Below are 18203 nucleotides of genomic sequence, written 5' to 3' on the forward strand. Positions count from 1 at the left end.
GCGCGGGGCGTGGTTTCCGCGCATGCCCCGTTATCCGCGCACGCCCCACAATTCCAGCTTCAATCCGGGGAAATCGCCCGCCACGTGCAATGCAATCCCGCCGTGCTGTGCGACCGCTTCCCATAGCGCCCCGGTTTGCGAAAGCTCGTAGTACACATATCCGGCGTTGAACGGAATCTGTCGCGGCGGCACCGGCAACGCCTGAAGCGCAATGCCGGGCAGATGCGAGCGGACCAGGTCGGGCAACCGTTCCGACGGTCCCATCTTCGCTTGCGTGGCGAACTGCTGAACGAGAGCATCGGCGGGCATCTGGGCGCAGACAGCCAGAACCAGTGAATTGAAGCTGCGAATCTCGGCGGGATCGATTACCGCATTGCGCATGCCGTACCCGGCGTCGCCGAGAGGAATGCTTTGTGCGCTCCGTATCAGCACTGCGTTGAGCAGCCATTGCGCGTCGTCGATAACGGGTTTCAGGCAGATGTGCGGTTCGATGTGCTGATACGCCGGATGGCTATCGAGCGGCCGGCGCGTTTGGGGACGCACATAAGTCGAGAGCTCGCCGGTCATGCTGAGCAGCAGCGCGTACAAATCAGCGGGCGATGTCGTTGGAACCCGGCGCAGATGGTGCAGCAGGGGTTCGTAGCGGTTGAGTGTCTGCAATAGCAGATAGTCGGACACTTCGGCGACCGTGCCGGCTTGTCCGTCGCTGCCAGTGAGGCGCTTCGCCAGCGCGTCGGCGCGCAGCCGCGTCAGTTCATGAACGTTTGCCAGCCAGCTCTGCAGCAGCGCACTGGCGCCGTAGCCCGACACGGGAGGCACGAGCGCGTCGTCGAGTTCAATGCTGCCGTCCGCGCACAACGTCTTGACCCTGGTTAAAGGCAGCCCGATCCATCCCTCGGCCATCTCCTTTTTCGGAAGCAGTCGCAGGCGCAAATTGGACAGTTGAACCGATCTCGCTCCTTGACCGACGGAGTTCGTGTCGCGCACCTCGGTATCGAAGACGGCATAACGCGCGAGCGAATCGGGCGCGTTTTCGAATGTCGTTTCCTCGGCGTTCGGTGTGCGAATCGGTACAGCGAGATAGACGATCTGTTCGAGATGTTCGGGCCGGATTGTGAGCGGGGCGGGCGGCGGCGTGTCGCCTGGGCTATCGAAAGGCGTTCCATCGGCAAACACGCCGCTGGCGGATTTGACGACTATTTTGCCGAGTGCAAGCGCTTCATTGTCGATCGCAAAGGCGGAGAATCCGAAAAAGAATGGCGATAGCGGGACAGCGCGCTTATGCGCGAAATGCTCGAGGTAGCGTTCCTGCTGCTGAAAAAGTTGCGGGCGCAAGAAGAGCCCCTCGCTCCAGGTGACTTTGTTATGCCAGCTCATGCGTGTGGTTCACTTGTTCTGTGGTCGTGCGTCGGTGATGCGGATCGCACTGGTGTCGAGGTCGATCGTCAGTTGCACTTTGGGCGTGCGGCGATACCATGCGGCCGACGGCGTGGCCGGCAGGGTCCACGTGGCGCGCCATATGGAGTTCGGCAGATCGCGGTAGGCCGCGAGCACGCCAAGCGTGGTGGTGGCCTCTGCTGCCTTGCGCCGGATTGTCTTGCTCTCGCCGGGCCGCAACTGGAACTGGTCACGCATGACGAGATCGTCGGTGAGCACCGTTTTGTCTTTATCCTGCAGCGAGAAAAAATCGGCTTCCTCGAAGGTGTCGGCGTTTTTGAGTTCATAGATGCGTACGACGATCGGTGCCGCGCGCTTCTGGTCGTCCGGGTTGACGGTGGATGCGGCCTTTACCGACAGTTCGAGCTTGACCGGCTCATGGGCGGCTTCGGAACCGTTTCCAGCACATGAAGCGAGTGTCAGAGCGCAGACGAGTGCGATGACGGGTTTTAACGGACGCATCGGTAGTGAAGAGACAAGGGAGAAGCGCGTAAATTAAGGCATCTTAAAGATCCGGCACGTGCGCCGGATCTTCGAGGGCAGGCGTGGTCAGGCTTCCTTGTTGAGCTTGATGTCGTAACCGGCTGTCACGGCGCCGCCGCTGCCGCCCTGGGCGTTCTGCACCACGTATTCCTGTTTGACCTTTGCGAACGAAAGGCGTACGTGCTCGCGAATGCCGTTATCGGCGTTATTGCCGGATGGATGAACCTGCGTGACGATTACATCGTTCATCGTGATCTTGAGGTACTCGAGCGGATTGCCCCCGGCTTTGCGCACGGTCAGCACGGCCTGATCGATGTGCTTGCCGGTCAGGCAATATTTCATGAGGTTCGGACTTGCGCGGTCGACCAGGTGTTCGAATGCCAGATCTTCGACGGTCGCCTTGCCGGCGCCGCCTCCGGAGCCCGCATGCATGCTCGATTGCTGCAGGATTTGCCATCCCCAGCTCGACACCTCGATTTCGTTCTTGTGGGCCGAGTCCTGCGATTCGCCATCGATGCCGTTGATCTTGATGAAAATGTCTTGTGCCATTTGAAACTCCGTTTTCGAATGAAACCTCTGATTCACGTACTGCTTTCTCAAGCTTCTGATTTCCGCATTCAACGCCTCGCGGAGGGTTGTCGAGCCGCTACTCGCACGGATGTCATCGATGCGCCATTGCTTGCTTGTCCAGACAAGGTGACGTGCCCCGCAAGGTCGCCGCCCCGATACGGTCGCGGTCCATTGTCAGGACGATGGCGCTGCTGTCAGTTCGGCGCTGCGTTGCAGCGCATGCAGACATGCTGAGCGACGCGGATAACGGTCTGATTCGGCCACCCGGGTAACGGCTGGGATTGCCCTATCCAGATATTCCTTGAGTTCGCGCGCTGTGGGTTCAATGAACGGTGCGCTGCATACGGCGTTCGAACCGATCACAAGGCCGTCATCGAGAATGGTCAACACGGCCTTGGGGTTCTTCGGCAACGCCCGCGCCAGGGCGATGGTCAGCCCCGTGGAATTGCCTGCGTCGGTGCCTTTGGCAAGGTCGGGTGAGAGGCGAATCCATGCGGCATTTCCAGAGGCGATGCTGTTCAGTACGCTGTCGAGACGACCGGTCTGGTCCAGTGACCGCACCGTGGCACGGGCGCCGTGCGCCCGGATGTCTTGCGCGACCTGTCCGGGTGTCAATTGCCGTGCGCTGGCTGGAATGGCAAGAGCGGCGATAGCGAGTGCGCAGAGTAAATGGCGGCTGTTCATTGCACCACCAGTTCGCGGTCAGTACTTCGATTGATGTCCTCGCGCACGTCGCGCCGGAGAATGATGCAACCATGGGACGCGGTATGGCTGGAGTTATCGCCATGAATCAGGAATGCGCTGCGTCCAAAAGTGCTGGTACCGACATTCGGAGACAGGTCCATGGAAACCGGACCGGTGCGTACCGAGTGCCGTGCGCCCCGAATCTGGTAACTGCCGCGAGGAATCGGGCCGACGTTTGGTTCCCGCTCCATGGCGGGATTATTGCGGCCTTGCCCCGCACCTGAATAACCGTCTGATGCGACGACACGTCCTTCGGGGTTCGTCAGTGTTCCCGTTCTCTGCTCGTATGTCCAAGGCATGGTATTTCCTTTATTAAGAAGACTTGCGACGCATTCGACAGCATGCGAATGCGTCGCCGACTCCTGCAACCGGCTTTCTTCAGGCGGTTGTCGCTCAGACCGCTTCCTTCACCGACGGCAGTCGCGCAACCAGCCGCAGCGACACCGTCAGACCTTCCAGCTGGAAGTGCGGTCGTAGAAAGAACTTCGCCTGGTAATAGCCTGGATTGCCGTCAACATCCTCGACCACAACCTCTGCTGCCGCGAGTGGACGCCGCGCCTTCGTTTCCTGCGATGAATTCGCGGGGTCCGCGTCGACGTAGTTCATGATCCATTCGTTGAGCCAACGCTGCATGTCCTCGCGCTCGCGGAACGTGCCGATCTTGTCGCGCACGATGCACTTCAGGTAGTGCGCAAAACGCGAGCATGCGAACAGATAGGGCAGACGAGACGACAGATTCGCATTGGCAGTCGCATCGGGGTCGTGATATTCCGCGGGCTTTTGCAGCGACTGCGCGCCGATGAAGGTCGCGTGATCGGTGTTCTTGCGGTGGATGAGCGGAATAAAGCCGTTCTTCGACAGTTCGGCTTCGCGACGATCGGAAATGGCGATCTCCGTCGGGCACTTCATGTCGATGCCGCCGTCGTCGGTCGGAAAAGTGTGGCAAGGCAGATTTTCGACCGTGCCGCCGGATTCGACGCCGCGGATCAGCGAGCACCAGCCATACAGCTTGAACGAGCGATTGATGTTGACACCCATCGCATAAGCCGCATTAGCCCACGCATAATTGCGATGATCCGAACCCTGCGTGTCTTCCTCGAAATCGAATTCATCGACGGGGTTTGTCTGCGCGCCGTATGGCAGCCGTGACAGGAAGCGCGGCATCGCAAGCCCGATGTAGCGTGCGTCTTCGGCATGACGCAGCGAATTCCACGGCGCGTACTCGAGGTTCTGCGTGAAGATTTTGGTCAGGTCGCGCGGGTTCGCGAGTTCCTGCCACGATTCCATTTGCAACACCGATGGCGACGCGCCCGAGACGAATGGCGTGTGCGAGGCGGCAGCGATTTTCGCGATCGAACCGAGCAGGTCGACATCCGGCGGCGTGTGATCGAAGTAGTAGTCGGCGACGAGGCATCCATACGGTTCGCCGCCGAGTTGCCCGTATTCTTCCTCGTAAATCTGCTTGAAGAGCGGGCTCTGATCCCACGCGAGCCCTTTGTAACGCTTCATCGAGCGGCGCAACTCTTCCTTCGAGATGTCCATGAAGCGGATTTTCAACCGTTCGTCCGTCTCGGTGTTCGAGACAAGATGATGCAGGCCGCGCCACGCCGACTCGAGCTTCTGGAAGTCGTGATGATGCAGGATCAGATTGATTTGCTCCGATAGCTTGTGATCGATCTGCGCGATGATCGCTTCGATGCTTTTGTACGCGTCGTCGCTGATCGTGACCGATTGCTGGAGGGCCTGCTCGGCAAGCGTCTGCACCGCATTTTCCACGGCCTCCCGAGCAGCCTCGGTTTTCGGACGGAACTCCTGCGTGAGCAGTTGGGAAAAATCGGTCTGCGTATGGACTGCCTTGTTCGACGCCGTGTTCGGTGCCTGTACTTGCTGTGTTGACATGAGGTTCTCTAAGAGTCTTTGTTTGCGTTCGAGGGCGCGTGGCCGTATGCCCGGCCGTACGCTCGGCAAAGCGCGATGCCGATCAGTTAAGCGAAGCGGGGCGGTCGCTTTCCGTCGTCGTTACCTCTGCTTGCGGTTTCGGCGCCGCCGCAAGCGATTTCAGCAGCGCGGGATCGGCCAGCAGATTGTTGACGAGCGCTTCGGCGCCGGACTTGCCGTCCATGTACGTCTGCAAGTTCGCCAGTTGCGTGCGGGCGTCGAGCAACTGCCGCAGCGAATAGACCTTGCTCGCGACCGCAGCCGGCGAAAAGTCCTCGATGCTCTCGAAAGTCATGTCGACCATCAATTGCCCCTCGCCGGTGAGCGTGTTCGGCACGGCAAACGCGACGCGCGGTTTGATCGCTTTCATGCGCTCGTCGAAATTGTCGATGTCGATATCGAGGAAACGGCGGTCGGTGACGGCCGGCAACGATTCGAGCGGATTGCCGGACAGATCCGCTAGAACCCCCATCACGAACGGTAATTCCACTTTCTTTTCGGATCCGTAGATCTCGACGTCGTATTCGATCTGGACGCGCGGGGCACGGTTGCGCGCGATGAACTTCTGCGAACTATTTGAAGCGGACATACTTGACTCCGTGAGCTAGGAAAAGCGTCGGCACTTTATTGCGGCTCGCCGACGGAAACGGTGGATGCAGTCACGAGCGGTTTGAACGCCAGCGCTGCGGCAGGCTGTGCGGTGCTATCGACGATTCCGACACCGATGCCTTGCAGCGTGCGTTTCAACGAGAATGCATCGAGCCATAACGCCGACAGCGCGGGAAGGATGTGCTGTTCGATAAAGCCGATCAGGACGCGCGCACCTGTCTCCTGCACGGCGCAACGCTCGACGACGTAGTCGACTACGTGTCCGGTATAGCTGAGCGCGACGCCGTGGTTATCGGCCATACGCCGTGCTACGCGCTCGAGGTGCAGACGCACGATGCTCGCAAGCGACGCGTGAGCCAGCGGCCGGTATGGCACCACGGTGACGCGGCCGAGAAAGGCGGCGGGGAACGTTTTCAGCAACTGCGGTGTGAGTGCTTCCCGTAGTCGATCGTGATCGGGCACAAGTGCGACGTCCGAGCACAGGTTCGCGATCAATTCGGCACCTGCATTGCTCGTCAGTAAAATTGTCGTATTGCGAAAATCGATGTACCGTCCATCACCGTCTTCCATGTAGCCTTTGTCGAACACCTGGAAGAACATCTCATGCACGTCGTGATGTGCCTTCTCGATTTCGTCGAGCAGCACGACCGAATAGGGGCGCCGCCGGACGGCTTCGGTCAATACACCGCCTTCTCCGTAACCAACGTACCCGGGTGGCGCGCCTTTCAGACCGGATACCGTGTGCGCCTCCTGATACTCGCTCATGTTGACGGTGATCAGATTCTGCTCGCCTCCATAGAGCGCTTCGGCAAGGGCGAGCGCGGTTTCTGTCTTGCCTACGCCAGAAGGGCCCGCCAGCAGGAACACGCCAAGCGGTTTCCTGGGATCGGCCAGACCGGCACGCGCGGTCTGGACGCGTTCGCTGATTCGACGCAGCGCATCAGTCTGTCCGATCACGCGAGCGGCCAGTGTCTCGGGAAGTGTTCGCACGGCCGCGATTTCATCCGTCACCATGCGGCCCGCCGGGATGCCTGTCCAGTCGGAGACGATTGCCGCCACGATTGCTTCGTTCACTTCCGGGAAGACGAACGGCGCCTCGCCTTGCGCGCTATGAAGGTCTCGTTCGAGTTTGCGCAGTTCGTCTCGCGATGAACGAGAATTGCCAGAAGCGTCCGATTCGCTCGTACACGCCGCCTCACGCGCGCTGGCTAGCGCCTTTGCCGCTGCAGTCTGCCTTTCCCAACAGGCCGTGATTGCGGCCTCTTCCGCCGACAGGGCGGTGATTTTCTCCTGTGCGGCGGCGATGGCCTTATCGGCGTCGAGGCCGATGCGCGCTTCTTTACCGAGCAGATCGCGTTCGACGTGCGCGGCCTGAAGACGTCGACGTACGGTCTGCAGTTCGCGAGGCGGAGCGTGCTGGGATAGCGCGACACGTGCACAGGCCGTATCGAGCAGACTGATCGCCTTGTCAGGCAATTGCCGCGTGGGGATGTAGCGGTGCGACAACATAACCGAGGCCCGAATCGCTTCGTCCCGGACCACGACGCCGTGGTGAATCGATAGCGCGTCAGCCAGCCCCCGCACCATATCGATGGCCTCCCGTTCCTGTGGCTCGGGAATCTGCAATACCTGGAACCGCCGGGTAAGCGCAGGGTCTTTCTCGACGTGCCGTTTGTATTCTGTCCATGTCGTCGCGCCGATCATGCGAATCGCACCGCGCGCAAGCGCCGGCTTCAGGAGGTTGGCGGCGTCGCCTGTGCCTGCCTGGCCGCCGGCGCCGATCAGCATGTGAATTTCGTCGACGAACAGAACGATAGGCGTTGTACTCTTGAGCACCGCCTCGAGCACGCCTTTGAGCCGCGACTCGAACTCGCCCTTCATGCTGGCGCCCGCCAGCAATGCACCGACATCGAGCGTCATCAATCGCACGGCCGAAAGCGCGGGCGGCACGTCGTTTTTTGCAATCGCAAGCGCCAGTCCTTCTACGACGGCAGTCTTGCCGACGCCGGCTTCCCCGGTAAGCAACGGGTTGTTTTGCCGCCTGCGCATCAGGATGTCGACGATTGCGCGGGTCTCCCGCTCGCGTCCCGTCACGGCGTCGATCTCTCCAGCGCCTGCACGAGCTGTCAGATCAACGCAGTACTGATCGAGCGGCGATCGTTGCGCGGTTGCGAGCAGTGCTTGCGACGCCTCACCGGGTATGGCGGGAGAAAAACTGGTGCTGTCGTAAGGCGCATCGGATGATTCCGGAGAGCCTTCGATCCAAGCGATCAACTGATCGCCTGGTGTGTCCGCATTGATTCCTGCGAATGTCGGGGAAATCGAAAGCAGTACACGCCGTAACTCCGGCGTCCCGACGAGCGCGGCAATCAGCCACGCGCCACGCACGCGCCGATCGTCGAATGCGAGTGTCGCGAGCACCCAGGCGCGCTCGATCGCCGTTTCGACGTGGTGGGAGAAGTCGCTGATGGAGCTTGCGCCGGCTGGAAGCGCATTCAATGCACGAATGATGTCGCGCTCCAGTGTTTCCCGTTCGATACCGGCGTGCCTGATGATGCGATGCAGGTCGCTGTCGGGCAGTTGCATCAATTGATGCAACCAGTGAACCAGTTCGACATAGGGATTGCCGCGCAGTTTGCAGAACGCAGTTGCCGATTCGATGCTGCGGAAGAGCGTGGCCCCGAGTTTGCCGAATAGTGACTGGCGGGAAATCGTCATGAAGTGGTCTAAAAATATTGTAATGACTAACTGCTGATTACTAATTTGCAGGTTGATGTCGGATTAATCCGACAGGTGTAGAGAAAATTAAATGATGTTGTAGTCCATGCCTGGCTGACGTGTGCGAAATCTGCTTTGGTCAGAGTTTGCTGGATTCGAATTTGCCGGTTCAAAAATCGCTCTGTTCGCAGATTATTAAATCATGAGGCGTCATCGGTCAACACCGATAATCAACTTGTGGCATGTTGAATTTATAGCTGACATAAGCAAGTACTTTCGAAGGAGCGTTGCTATATACAAACAAAGCTATCACGTAACTAGTTGATTTTATTATTGTTATGAATATTGGATATTTTGTGGCATGTAAGGCGATTCTTGTCGCCTGTCGTGTTTTTCAGTTTGAGTGTGAGAACGTTATAGGATTTATCCTAGTCGAATTATTTTGATATTTCGCTTATCTCGAATTAACCTTCTAATTTATATTTGAGATGAAAATTATCGATGGACAAAATTCATAAAGGTGTGCGTTAATCCGGCTCGTTTCTCTGACATATCGAAATTGATCAGCCAGATTTACGTTATCCGATGACTTACTCCCGATTTTTTCGCGCCTTCCGCGATGCAACCAGTCAACTCGCAATCCCAGGCCGCGAGCGCGCTGACGCGAGAGCGTTTGCAATGCCGCCGCTTACGGAGGGCGATCGCGCATCGGCGGCTATCGATAACGGGTCGTGCGGCTCGGACAGCCGGTCATCGTGTGGCAGCGGTGGATTCCTTGATTTGTTCAATGAATTTTCGGACGTAGCACATGGCAGGTCGCCTTCAGAACGTGACGAAGCGTCGGCAGCAACTGCACATGATGACCTCATGGCCACGCTCGGCGACCGGTATTACCGCGCGTTGGAATCAGCCGACAGTTTGTTCGGTGAATGGGTAGACGGCGGTGCGTCTTCGGGCGAAATGTCGGCGGATATACCTGCCGCGAATCGTGATTTCAGTGATGCACCCTCAAGTCCGATCATCGGTCTGTTGTCCGACCTCGAGAGATTGGAGGAAGCGTTTGGACCGCTTCGCAACGCCGGGGTCGGCGTTCCTTTCGAGGTAGAGAAAGTACCCGAAATCCTGCGGCTTTTCGCTCCCCCGGAATTTCAGGCGTCGGCGGCCAGGCGTTTGGATACCGTGTTGCCATCTATCGCGCGCCGCGATCATCACACGCTGGCGATCGACAGTCCGCTCGTCGCTCCGAATGGAATGACCAGCACCGACAGCGTCGTGGGGCACGCCGAATGACTCACTACGCTGCCAGGACCTCCACCTCAGTTACACGACGGCATGTATCGCCTGCTGGCGAGATTGAAACCATCGAGACAAGCATACGCCGGGAGCCCGCCGTGGCTTTGCATCGCTGGGCGCTGTTTCAGTGGTTATGCGTTACCGGGCAATGGGAGCGTGCGGTCCAGCAGATCCAGATATTTGCGCAGCTCGATCCACCATGGGCTCGTGTTGCGCAGGCGGGCCGCGAGCTTGTGCGTGCCGAACTGCTGCGTACAAAAGTGATGGCAGGCCTCGCGAAACCGGGATTTGTTTTCGACGATGTCCCGGCCTGGATGCAGAGCTTGCTGGACGCGCTCGAACTGGCTGCCCAAGGGCGGCTCGATGCATCCGACGATACTCGCGAGCGGGCGCTTGATCTCGCGCCGCTCGTCGCGGGTCGCGGCGGCGGACACGCGTTCGCGTGGATCGGCGACAGTGATTCGAGGCTGGGACCCGTGTGCGAGTTTGTCACCGCGGGCCGTTACCGATGGCTGCCGCTTGCGGATATCGCCGGTTGGCGGATCGAGTGCTCGGGTTCGCCGATCGACCTCGTCTGGGTGTCCTGCGTGCTGACGTTGATCGACGGAGCTGTGTTGCGCGGTTTCATGCCCGCGCGCTATCCGGTTTCGGGTTCTGAAGCGGCGCACGATCGAGAGGCGCTGCAGCTTGGTGATACCACCGTCTGGCAGGACAGGGGGCGCACGGGCGTCTTTGCGTCTGGCCGCAAGACCTGGGCTACGAGCGCAGGCGACTTTGGCCTGTTCGAACTGACCCGCTGCACGTTAGGTTCCGCGATTGCCGATAGCTGTGGTGTCGATCAGTGCACGGCGAAGGGAGTAAGCGAGTGAGCCGCAAACCTCGAGGCAGTGGCCAGGCTTCTACAGCGCCGCGCCGCGCAAGTGCGCACCTTCTCCCCACGTTGATCGACCGATTGCGCGATGACGCGCCTCATCGGCAGGTTGAAACAGCTCATGAATATGCGGTCACGCCTACCCGGATGCGCGACATCATTCAACGCGATCTTACGTTTTTGCTCAATGCGACGAGCATTGAAGATCTGATCGATCGCAAGCGCTATCCACATGCGGCAGCGTCTACGGTTAATTTTGGCGTGCGGCCTCTCGCGGGCGCGTTTACCGCGTCGCGTCGGTGGACCGAGATCGAGAAAAGCATTCTCCACGCTATTGGCGATTTCGAGCCGCGTCTTGTTCCTGGATCGGTGCGCATCGTGCCGTTGACGGAGGCCGACGGCAACGCTCACTACAACGAATTGGCGTTTGAGATTCGCGGCACTATCCGCATGGATCCTTATCCGCTCGAATTTCTCGTGCAGAGTTCGCTCGACCTCGAATCGAGCCGTTTATATACGAACGCCCGCTAATTTGAGGATGCTCGAATGGACCCGCGATTGCTCGATTACTACAATCAGGAACTCCTGTACATGCGCGAACTCGCGAGCGAGTTCGCGCAGATGCATCCGAAGATCGCGAGGCGCCTCGGCATGCAGGCGGGGGAGGTCGCCGACCCCTACGTCGAACGGCTCATCGAGTCGTTCAGCTTTATGGCTGCACGAATGCAATTGAAGCTCGATGCGGAATTTCCGCGATTTACAGGGCGATTGCTCGAGGTTGTCTACCCGAACTATGTCGCGCCGACGCCGTCGATGGCGGTGGTCCGCTTTCATCCTAGCCAGACACAAGGCAATCTGATCGAGGGCTTTCACGTTCCGCGTGCGACCACGTTGACGGGCGCGGCGCCGGTGGGCGAACAGACAACATGTGAGTTCCGCACCAGTCAACCTGTCACGCTGTATCCGCTCGAGATCGTCGAGGCGCGACTGACAGGCATTCCACCCGATATTCCGATGCTTGACCGCTATGTGCCACCCGATACGCAGATACGCGGCGCATTGCGCTTGCGGTTGCGCACGACAGGTGAGGTGAGAGTCGCGGCTCTTCGTGGGCTCGACCGTCTGCCTGTCTATCTTGCGGGTGACGAACAGGTCGCATCGCAATTGTTCGAACTGCTTCATGCAGCGGGTGTGGCGTCGATCACCGGCGAACCTGGCGCGTTCTCCGATCCGGACCGGCCATTCTCGGCTGTCATGCAGGATGCCGTCATGCATGAGGGGTTAGGTATCGATCAGGGGCTTTTGCCGCTTGTCTGGTCTAAATTCCATGGTCACAACCTGCTGCATGAATATTTCGCTTGCCCGAGCCGCTTTTACTTCTTTACGTTGACAGGTCTGCAAAAGGGGCTGCAAAAGGCGAAAGGGAACGGGCTTGAAATTGTCGTGCTGCTCGATCAGCTTCCCCAAAAGCTGACCGGACTGGTCGATGAATCGCGCTTTGCGTTGTTCTGTACGCCTGTCATCAACCTGTTTCCCCGCGGAATTGAACGTATCGAACTGAACAAGGCAAGCACCGACTTTCATCTGGTGCCCAAACGGCTCGCTCCGCTCGACTATGAGGTCTATGCCGTCAACTCCCTGACGGCGCAGGCCGGCAAGGAAACCGCAGCACTCGAATTCCGGCCGTTGTACCAGACATTGAACAACGACGAAGGCAATCACGGCCGATATTTCTCGCTGCGGCGCGAGCGTCGGCTGATGTCCGATTCGGCACGCCGCTATGGCACACGCACACCCTACGTCGGAACCGAAGTGTTCGTGTCGCTGGTTGACCAGCACGACGCGCCGTATCACGAGGGAATGCGCTATCTGTCGGTCGACGCATGGCTGACCAATCGCGACTTGCCGAACCTGTTGCCGCGCAACGGTATCGACGATCTCAAAATCGCTGCATCGTTCCCGGTCACGGGAGTCGGACTGATCCGCGCTCCGAGTACGCCGCGCGCGCCGTTTGCGGAGCATGAAACAGCATGGAGGCTGATCCGGCAACTGAACTTCAACTATCTGCCGCTCGAAGATATGGATCATCGACCCGGGGGGCAAGGTCTGCGAGACATGTTGCGGCTGTTCCTGAGTACTGACGACACCGGGCTTCAGCACCAGGTGCAAAGTCTTGTCGGCGTGAAAACGAGGCCGGTCGCAAGGAAGTTACCCGGTAACGGGCCGCTCGTTTTCGGCCGCGGCATCGAGTGCCAACTGACGGTTGACGAAGGCGGCTTTTCCGGTACGAGTCCTTACCTGTTCGGCTTGATTCTTGAACACTATCTGGCAAGGCACGTCTCGATCAATTCTTTCACCCAGACCGAACTCCATTCGATGCAGCGTGGCCGCGTCATGCGCTGGCCGGTACGCATCGGTGCGCGTGGGGTGGCGTGATGAAGCGAACGCCATTCGCATCGCGGCTGCGAGAACCGACGCTATCGGCTGAGACGGTTGAATGCCTGTATGAGCAGCCCTGGCGCTACGGATTTCTCCCGCTCATGCGTCGCATCGGCGCCGACGACCGCATCGATCCGATCGGCACAGCGCGTCGGCCGGGCGCAGAACCGTTCCGGCTCGGACAGAAGCCAAGTCTGGCATTTGCGCCGCGCGAACTCGCGAGCGTCGCAGAGGTGGGCGGACGTCTCAACGTTCGTCTTTTCGGGCTTGGCATGTTGGGGCCGAACGGGCCGCTGCCGATCCACGTAACAGAGATTGCAAGGGAACGTGAAGAAAATCGGCACGACCACACGCTGGTCGATTTTCTCGACATTTTTCACCATCGCTATTTCACATTGCTGTATCGCGCGTGGGCTGACGCGCAGGCGACGGTCGGGCTCGACAGAGCGGGCGCTGGCGGCGAGCGGTTCTCGTTCTACATCGCGAGCTTGAGCGGGGACGACAGTGCAGAGATCGCTCGACGTGTGCTACCCGCGCACGCGCGATTAGCGGCGTCGGCGCATCTCGTGCGCGAGGCGCGTGATCCCGACGGCTTGCGCTCCACGCTTGAACGCTTCTTCGGCGTGCCGGTAGCCATCGACGAATACGTATTTCACTGGATCGATATCGCGCATGCGGATCAATGCCGTCTGGGCCGGCGCGGCGATGTCGCGACGATGGGCAGGGGCGCGATGCTCGGCGAGCAGGTGCCTGATCGCCAGCACCGCTTCCGGGTCGTCATTGGGCCGCTCGACCTCGACGAATACCTCCGTTTCACGCCACGCGGCGTAGATCTGCCGAAGCTCGTGGACTGGGTGCGCGTTTTTGTCGGTCGCGAATTCGAATGGGAAGTCGAGTTGCGGATTCGCGCGCAAAGCGCACCGCCTGCGCAGATTGGCGGCCCGCAGCAATTGGGTTGGACCGGATGGCTCGGTTGCTCATCTTCTGGCGAGTCGATCACGGGCATGAGGTTCGAGCCCGAGCGGTATGCCGATCAGTTTGTGAATACATGTGGTGAGCGGCGTGTACAGCCAGATGTGCAGGGGCAATATGAACAGCGCTAGGAGGCAGGCCTTGCCGCAAGCAGAAACAGCACGATTCGAAGCGCCATTGCCGTACGACTGGATGACACCCGTCGACGTGGATTCGCCATGCGGGCCGGACCTCGAATACGACCCGGAGTTCGTCGTGCTGTCGTCACAGCTTGCCGCGAGGATGGATGCGCAGTACGGGGACTTCGTCGGTACCCCGGAACCCGTGGACTGGGGCGAGGCGGAGCGAGACTGCCGGCGTCTGCTTCTGCGTAGCAAGGACATGCGCCTTGCCGTGCTCTTTACGCGTTGCCGCACGAGGCTCGCGGCGTCGAGCGGACTGGCGGAGGGGCTGACGCTGCTGGCTGCCTGGCTCGGTGCGTTTCCCGAGACTGTTCACCCGCAACCCGGCGTCGATGACGACCTGGACGTCGCATCGGAAATTCGCATGAACGCGTTGCAAACGCTGACCGATACCGATGGCCTGATGTCGGATGTCCGGGAAATCGCGCTGACGCGTTCGTCGGCCGCACGTTTGCAGGTCCGCGATGTCGAGCGCGCGTTTGCCTATCCGCGGCCAGTCGATTCGCTTGCGCCGGAGTCTGTCACGCGACAGATCGACGATCTGCGCAGCCGGCAGCCGGACGCGCTGGCAGGTTTCGAGGCGGCGCTCACCAGTCTGGAATGTATTGAAAGCTGGTGCAAAGGGCATCTCGGCGTCTATCAGCCGGACTTTTCCACTTTGAGCCGGCTTTTGCGGCGCGTGATTGGCGACGCAGTGACGACTGTCTCCGTTCCTCAAGAAGCGCCTTGCGCCGAGGCGATCGTTCCTGAAACGTCGGGCGGGGGCGTATTGGCGGGCTCTCGTCACGCCGGGTTGCCGCGAATGGTCGCTTCGGACACGGTAGCGCTCGATGCCGGCACGTTGTCTTTACGGGATCGTGACGAAGCGCTGGATCTTATCCGCGAAGCGCGGCACTGGTTCGAGCGACACGAGCCGAGCAGCCCGATTCCCGTGCTGCTGCGCAGGGCCGAGCAGTTTGTCGGCAAGCGATACGCGGACGTTGTGAAGGCAATCCCGGCGGAATTGCTTGAACAATGGGAAAGGCAGGAGTGAGCCGCGATGGCGAACGAGGCGAAACAGATGAGTGCGGCAGGTCTGGCGGCATTGAGAGTGCGCGAAGGCACTGTGTTTCACTACTACAACGACATGGCGAACAACTGCACGTATGGCGTGGGCACGCTGGCGCACCATGGGCCTTGCACGGACGACGAAGTGCGTCGCCCGGTGACGACCGCGGACGTCAATGCGCAACTGTCGCTAGCGGTGCGCAGCGCCGAGGCCGCGGTGCGGAGACAGGTATCGGCGCGCGAATTGAGCCAGGATCAGTTCGATGCGCTTGTCAGTTATACGTACAACGCCGGCGCGACGGGTGCACGTCCGGCTCTCGAGGCGGCTAACGCGGGGCGGGACGCTCAGGTCGTCACTCACATGAACCGGAACGTGAATCTCTACCCCCGCGATGCTCATGGACACCGTCTGCATCCGGTGCGATCGGCAGGCCTCGTCAACCGGCGCCGTGAAGAGTCCGCGCCGTTCAGGTTGCCGGAGGCACCCGCACGATGAAGCGCCTGGCTTTCTTTTTGATCGGTCTCGTCTGCACATCGCTTCATGCCGCGGCTACGGATCCTGTCGACGAAATTGCCAACCGCAGCGGATTGCCCGCGAGCGAGGTGAGCGCGCTGATCGCGAATTGCGACGCGAGCCAGACAAGCATGAATTTTTGTGCGTGGCGGGACCAGCTCGTCGCCGAACAGAATCTGCATCTCGTAATGGCCGACAGGGAAGCGCAATCGCCGACATGCAAGGCGCGCCTCGAAAAGCAAATATCGCGCTGGATCACGCAGCGCGATCGCGCCTGCCGGAGCGAAGCGCAACAGGCCTGGGGAACCGGCTCGATGCGCCAGGCGGCGCAGGCAACGTGTGCGGCAAAACAGACGGAAACGCTCATCGGGAAGGTGAAAGCCTTCGGTTGCCGGTAGTTCAGTGACTTCGCCATATGGCTTGACGTCTACGGAGTGTCTTCAGAAATGCTTGCGTTCTCCACCAATCGAACGATAACAATGAGCGGGCCTGCCTTGCCGGATTCGTCGCTGGGTATGCCTGCGCTCCAACTCGAAAGCATAGCCGGCGAAGAGGGATTGTCGGAGATCTTCGTGTACACGTTGAGGTGCCGCACGCCGATCGAACTACCCGACGAGGAGGCGGACAATCTCGACCTGAAATCGATGATCGGCAAAGAACTGACGGTCACGATCGAGCTCGACGGGATGGGCACGCCGATGGCCGGAATGCAGGGAATGGCGGGCGCAGCCAATATCGGAGCGGGTGAGCGCGAGATCAGCGGGATCGTGACGGAAGCGCGCTACGTAGACCGGTCCGACCGGCAGAGCAGCTATGTGCTCGTCATGAAACCGTGGATCTGGCTTGCCGACCAGCGATCGGATTTCCGCATATTCCAGCGCAAGACGGTCATCGACATCATCGAGGCCGTATTCGACAACTACCTGTACTCGTATGACTTGCGGCTGAGCGGTTCGTATCCGGTGCTGGACTACCAGGTTCAGTACGGCGAAACGGATTTTTATTTTGTCCAGCGCCTGATGGCCGAACACGGTATCTACTGGTTTTTCGAACACTCGAACACCTTCCATCGGATGGTGCTGGTGGACCACCTCGGCGCGCACAAACCGGTGGAGAGCGTCGCCTATCAGACTCTTTGGTATTTCCCGCCGGGGCACAGGATCGATCAGGAACATATCACCGAGTTCGACATGGGCGGCGAGCTTCAGTCCGGCCGTTGGACGACAAATGACTACGATTTCAAGAATCCGAATGCGCACCTCGTCAAACAGAATGAATTGCCGCAGGAGACGGCGCACAACGATTTCGAGCGATACGAATGGCCGGGCGACTATACGGATCCGTCGCACGGAGAGCATTTCGCGCGCGTCCGTATGGAGGAGGTTCGCGCGCGCGGCGAGCGGGCGTCCGGCAGCGGCAACGTGCGCAATGTGGTGTGCGGGACCACGTTCGAGCTGGAGGGCTATCCGCATCAGGCCGCCAACCAGGAATACCTGGTGATCAACACGTGGTTGTCGGCAACGGAAACCGGTGAGGCGAGCGGTTCGGGAGACTACTCGATTAGCAGTTCGTTTGTCGTGCAACCCGCGACGACGGTTTTTCGTCCGTCGCGCTCGCGGTATCAGAAGCCGCGTACAAGCGGACCGCAAACGGCGATCGTCACCGGGCCGGCGGGGCAGGAGATATGGACCGACCAGTATGGTCGCGTCAAGTTGAGTTTTCACTGGGACCGCTCGGGCGTGAAGGACCAGAACTCTTCGTGCTGGGTGCGCGTGTCATATCCATGGGCGGGCGGCGGATTCGGCGGAGTCAATATTCCGCGCGTCGGCACCGAGGTGATCGTGGACTTCGAGAACGGCGACCCGGACAGGCCAATCGTGGTCGGTCGGCTTTATAACGCGATGACGATGCCGCCCTGGACATTGCCGGGGAATGCGACGCAAAGCGGCCTCATTTCACGGTCGATGAAGGGAGGCTCAAATAACGCGAACGCAATCCGCTTTGAGGATAAGCAGGGTGCGGAAGAGTTGTGGCTGCAGGCAGAGAGGAACATGCGGACCGAGGTCAAACATGATGAAACGCACAGCGTCACTAACGACAGGAAGCAACGCGTGGGGCGCGACGAGGTGGTGAACATCGGTCACGATCATGTACACATCTCGGGTAACAACAAAACGGTGGGCGTAGGCGCTGCATTTTCGACTGTCGTGGGTGAGATGCCTGACCCGCGTCAGGCGCCTTTGCCTCCTGGTACCTACGTGCTGGACGTAAAGGAATCGATACTGATTCGCTGTGGCGATTCAAGCATCTTCATGTCGAAGGAAGGCATGATCGAAGTGAAGGGCAAGCAGATCAGCGAAGAGGCTGCGGACTATTTTTTGATGAA

16 protein-coding genes and 1 pseudogene are annotated in these 18203 nt (G+C 59.7%); 9 read left to right on the forward strand and 8 right to left on the reverse strand.

Annotated features, from left to right (window positions below):
- Nucleotides 1-30 precede the first annotated feature (30 nt).
- The 8 genes from tssK to tssH all read right to left on the reverse strand — a co-directional run bounded on the left by tssK (nucleotide 31) and on the right by tssH (nucleotide 8499).
- Nucleotides 31-1377, reverse strand: coding sequence for a type VI secretion system baseplate subunit TssK (tssK, locus tag BTO02_RS26195; protein ID WP_075160053.1), 1347 nt, complete (start codon nucleotides 1375-1377; stop codon nucleotides 31-33).
- A 9-nt stretch (nucleotides 1378-1386) separates the two neighbouring features.
- Nucleotides 1387-1899, reverse strand: a complete 513-nt coding sequence (gene tssJ / locus BTO02_RS26200) for a type VI secretion system lipoprotein TssJ (RefSeq protein WP_075160054.1) — start codon at nucleotides 1897-1899, stop codon at nucleotides 1387-1389.
- 87 nt (nucleotides 1900-1986) lie between these two features.
- Nucleotides 1987-2469, reverse strand: a complete 483-nt coding sequence (locus tag BTO02_RS26205) for an Hcp family type VI secretion system effector (protein ID WP_075160055.1) — start codon at nucleotides 2467-2469, stop codon at nucleotides 1987-1989.
- 195 nt (nucleotides 2470-2664) lie between these two features.
- Complete coding sequence (locus BTO02_RS26210) at nucleotides 2665-3174, reverse strand: hypothetical protein (RefSeq protein WP_075160056.1); 510 nt, start codon at nucleotides 3172-3174, stop codon at nucleotides 2665-2667.
- Nucleotides 3171-3533 (reverse strand): tlde1 domain-containing protein, encoded by a 363-nt coding sequence (locus BTO02_RS26215; RefSeq protein WP_075160057.1) that lies wholly within the window; start codon nucleotides 3531-3533, stop codon nucleotides 3171-3173. Before BTO02_RS26215 ends, BTO02_RS26210 begins: the two co-directional genes overlap by 4 nt.
- 94 nt (nucleotides 3534-3627) lie before the next feature.
- Complete coding sequence (gene tssC, locus BTO02_RS26220) at nucleotides 3628-5133, reverse strand: type VI secretion system contractile sheath large subunit (RefSeq protein ID WP_075160058.1); 1506 nt, start codon at nucleotides 5131-5133, stop codon at nucleotides 3628-3630.
- A gap of 82 nt (nucleotides 5134-5215) precedes the next feature.
- Nucleotides 5216-5761 (reverse strand): type VI secretion system contractile sheath small subunit, encoded by a 546-nt coding sequence (gene tssB, locus BTO02_RS26225; RefSeq protein ID WP_075160059.1) that lies wholly within the window; start codon nucleotides 5759-5761, stop codon nucleotides 5216-5218.
- Nucleotides 5762-5796: 35 nt separating this feature from the next.
- A complete protein-coding gene (tssH, locus tag BTO02_RS26230; RefSeq protein WP_075160060.1) occupies nucleotides 5797-8499 on the reverse strand; it encodes a type VI secretion system ATPase TssH in 2703 nt (900 codons plus the stop codon).
- 867 nt (nucleotides 8500-9366) lie between these two features.
- Between tssH and BTO02_RS34855 the strand changes: the two genes are divergently transcribed.
- From BTO02_RS34855 to BTO02_RS26275, 9 genes and pseudogenes are all read left to right on the forward strand, one after another.
- Nucleotides 9367-9789 carry a TagK domain-containing protein gene (locus BTO02_RS34855; RefSeq protein WP_075160061.1) on the forward strand — a complete coding sequence of 141 codons (423 nt, stop codon included), beginning with the start codon at nucleotides 9367-9369 and terminating at the stop codon, nucleotides 9787-9789.
- Nucleotides 9786-10661: a type VI secretion system accessory protein TagJ gene (locus tag BTO02_RS26240; protein WP_075160062.1), complete on the forward strand. Its 876-nt coding sequence runs from the start codon at nucleotides 9786-9788 to the stop codon at nucleotides 10659-10661. The genes BTO02_RS34855 and BTO02_RS26240 overlap by 4 nt, the downstream gene beginning before the upstream one ends.
- Nucleotides 10658-11194 (forward strand): type VI secretion system baseplate subunit TssE, encoded by a 537-nt coding sequence (gene tssE, locus BTO02_RS26245; protein WP_083615385.1) that lies wholly within the window; start codon nucleotides 10658-10660, stop codon nucleotides 11192-11194. The genes BTO02_RS26240 and tssE overlap by 4 nt, the downstream gene beginning before the upstream one ends.
- Before the next feature lie 15 nt (nucleotides 11195-11209).
- Entirely contained in the window at nucleotides 11210-13099 is a 1890-nt protein-coding gene (gene tssF / locus BTO02_RS26250; protein ID WP_075160064.1) for a type VI secretion system baseplate subunit TssF, read from the forward strand.
- The gene (gene tssG, locus BTO02_RS26255; RefSeq protein ID WP_075160065.1) at nucleotides 13099-14205 is read left to right on the forward strand and encodes a type VI secretion system baseplate subunit TssG; all 1107 of its coding nucleotides are present in this window, start codon (nucleotides 13099-13101) and stop codon (nucleotides 14203-14205) included. Before tssF ends, tssG begins: the two co-directional genes overlap by 1 nt.
- Nucleotides 14192-15289, forward strand: coding sequence for a type VI secretion system protein TssA (locus BTO02_RS26260; RefSeq protein WP_075160066.1), 1098 nt, complete (start codon nucleotides 14192-14194; stop codon nucleotides 15287-15289). Before tssG ends, BTO02_RS26260 begins: the two co-directional genes overlap by 14 nt.
- Before the next feature lie 6 nt (nucleotides 15290-15295).
- On the forward strand, nucleotides 15296-15799 hold the full coding sequence (locus tag BTO02_RS26265; RefSeq protein ID WP_075160067.1) for a glycoside hydrolase family protein: 504 nt from the start codon (nucleotides 15296-15298) through the stop codon (nucleotides 15797-15799).
- Nucleotides 15796-16215, forward strand: coding sequence for a lysozyme inhibitor LprI family protein (locus BTO02_RS26270; protein ID WP_075160068.1), 420 nt, complete (start codon nucleotides 15796-15798; stop codon nucleotides 16213-16215). Before BTO02_RS26265 ends, BTO02_RS26270 begins: the two co-directional genes overlap by 4 nt.
- A 48-nt stretch (nucleotides 16216-16263) precedes the next feature.
- Nucleotides 16264-18030: pseudogene (locus BTO02_RS26275) on the forward strand (type VI secretion system Vgr family protein); the annotation flags it as partial.
- Between the last annotated feature and the right edge of the window lie 173 nt (nucleotides 18031-18203).

Origin of the sequence: Paraburkholderia sp. SOS3 (assembly GCF_001922345.1) — a bacterium.
Classification (GTDB): domain Bacteria; phylum Pseudomonadota; class Gammaproteobacteria; order Burkholderiales; family Burkholderiaceae; genus Paraburkholderia.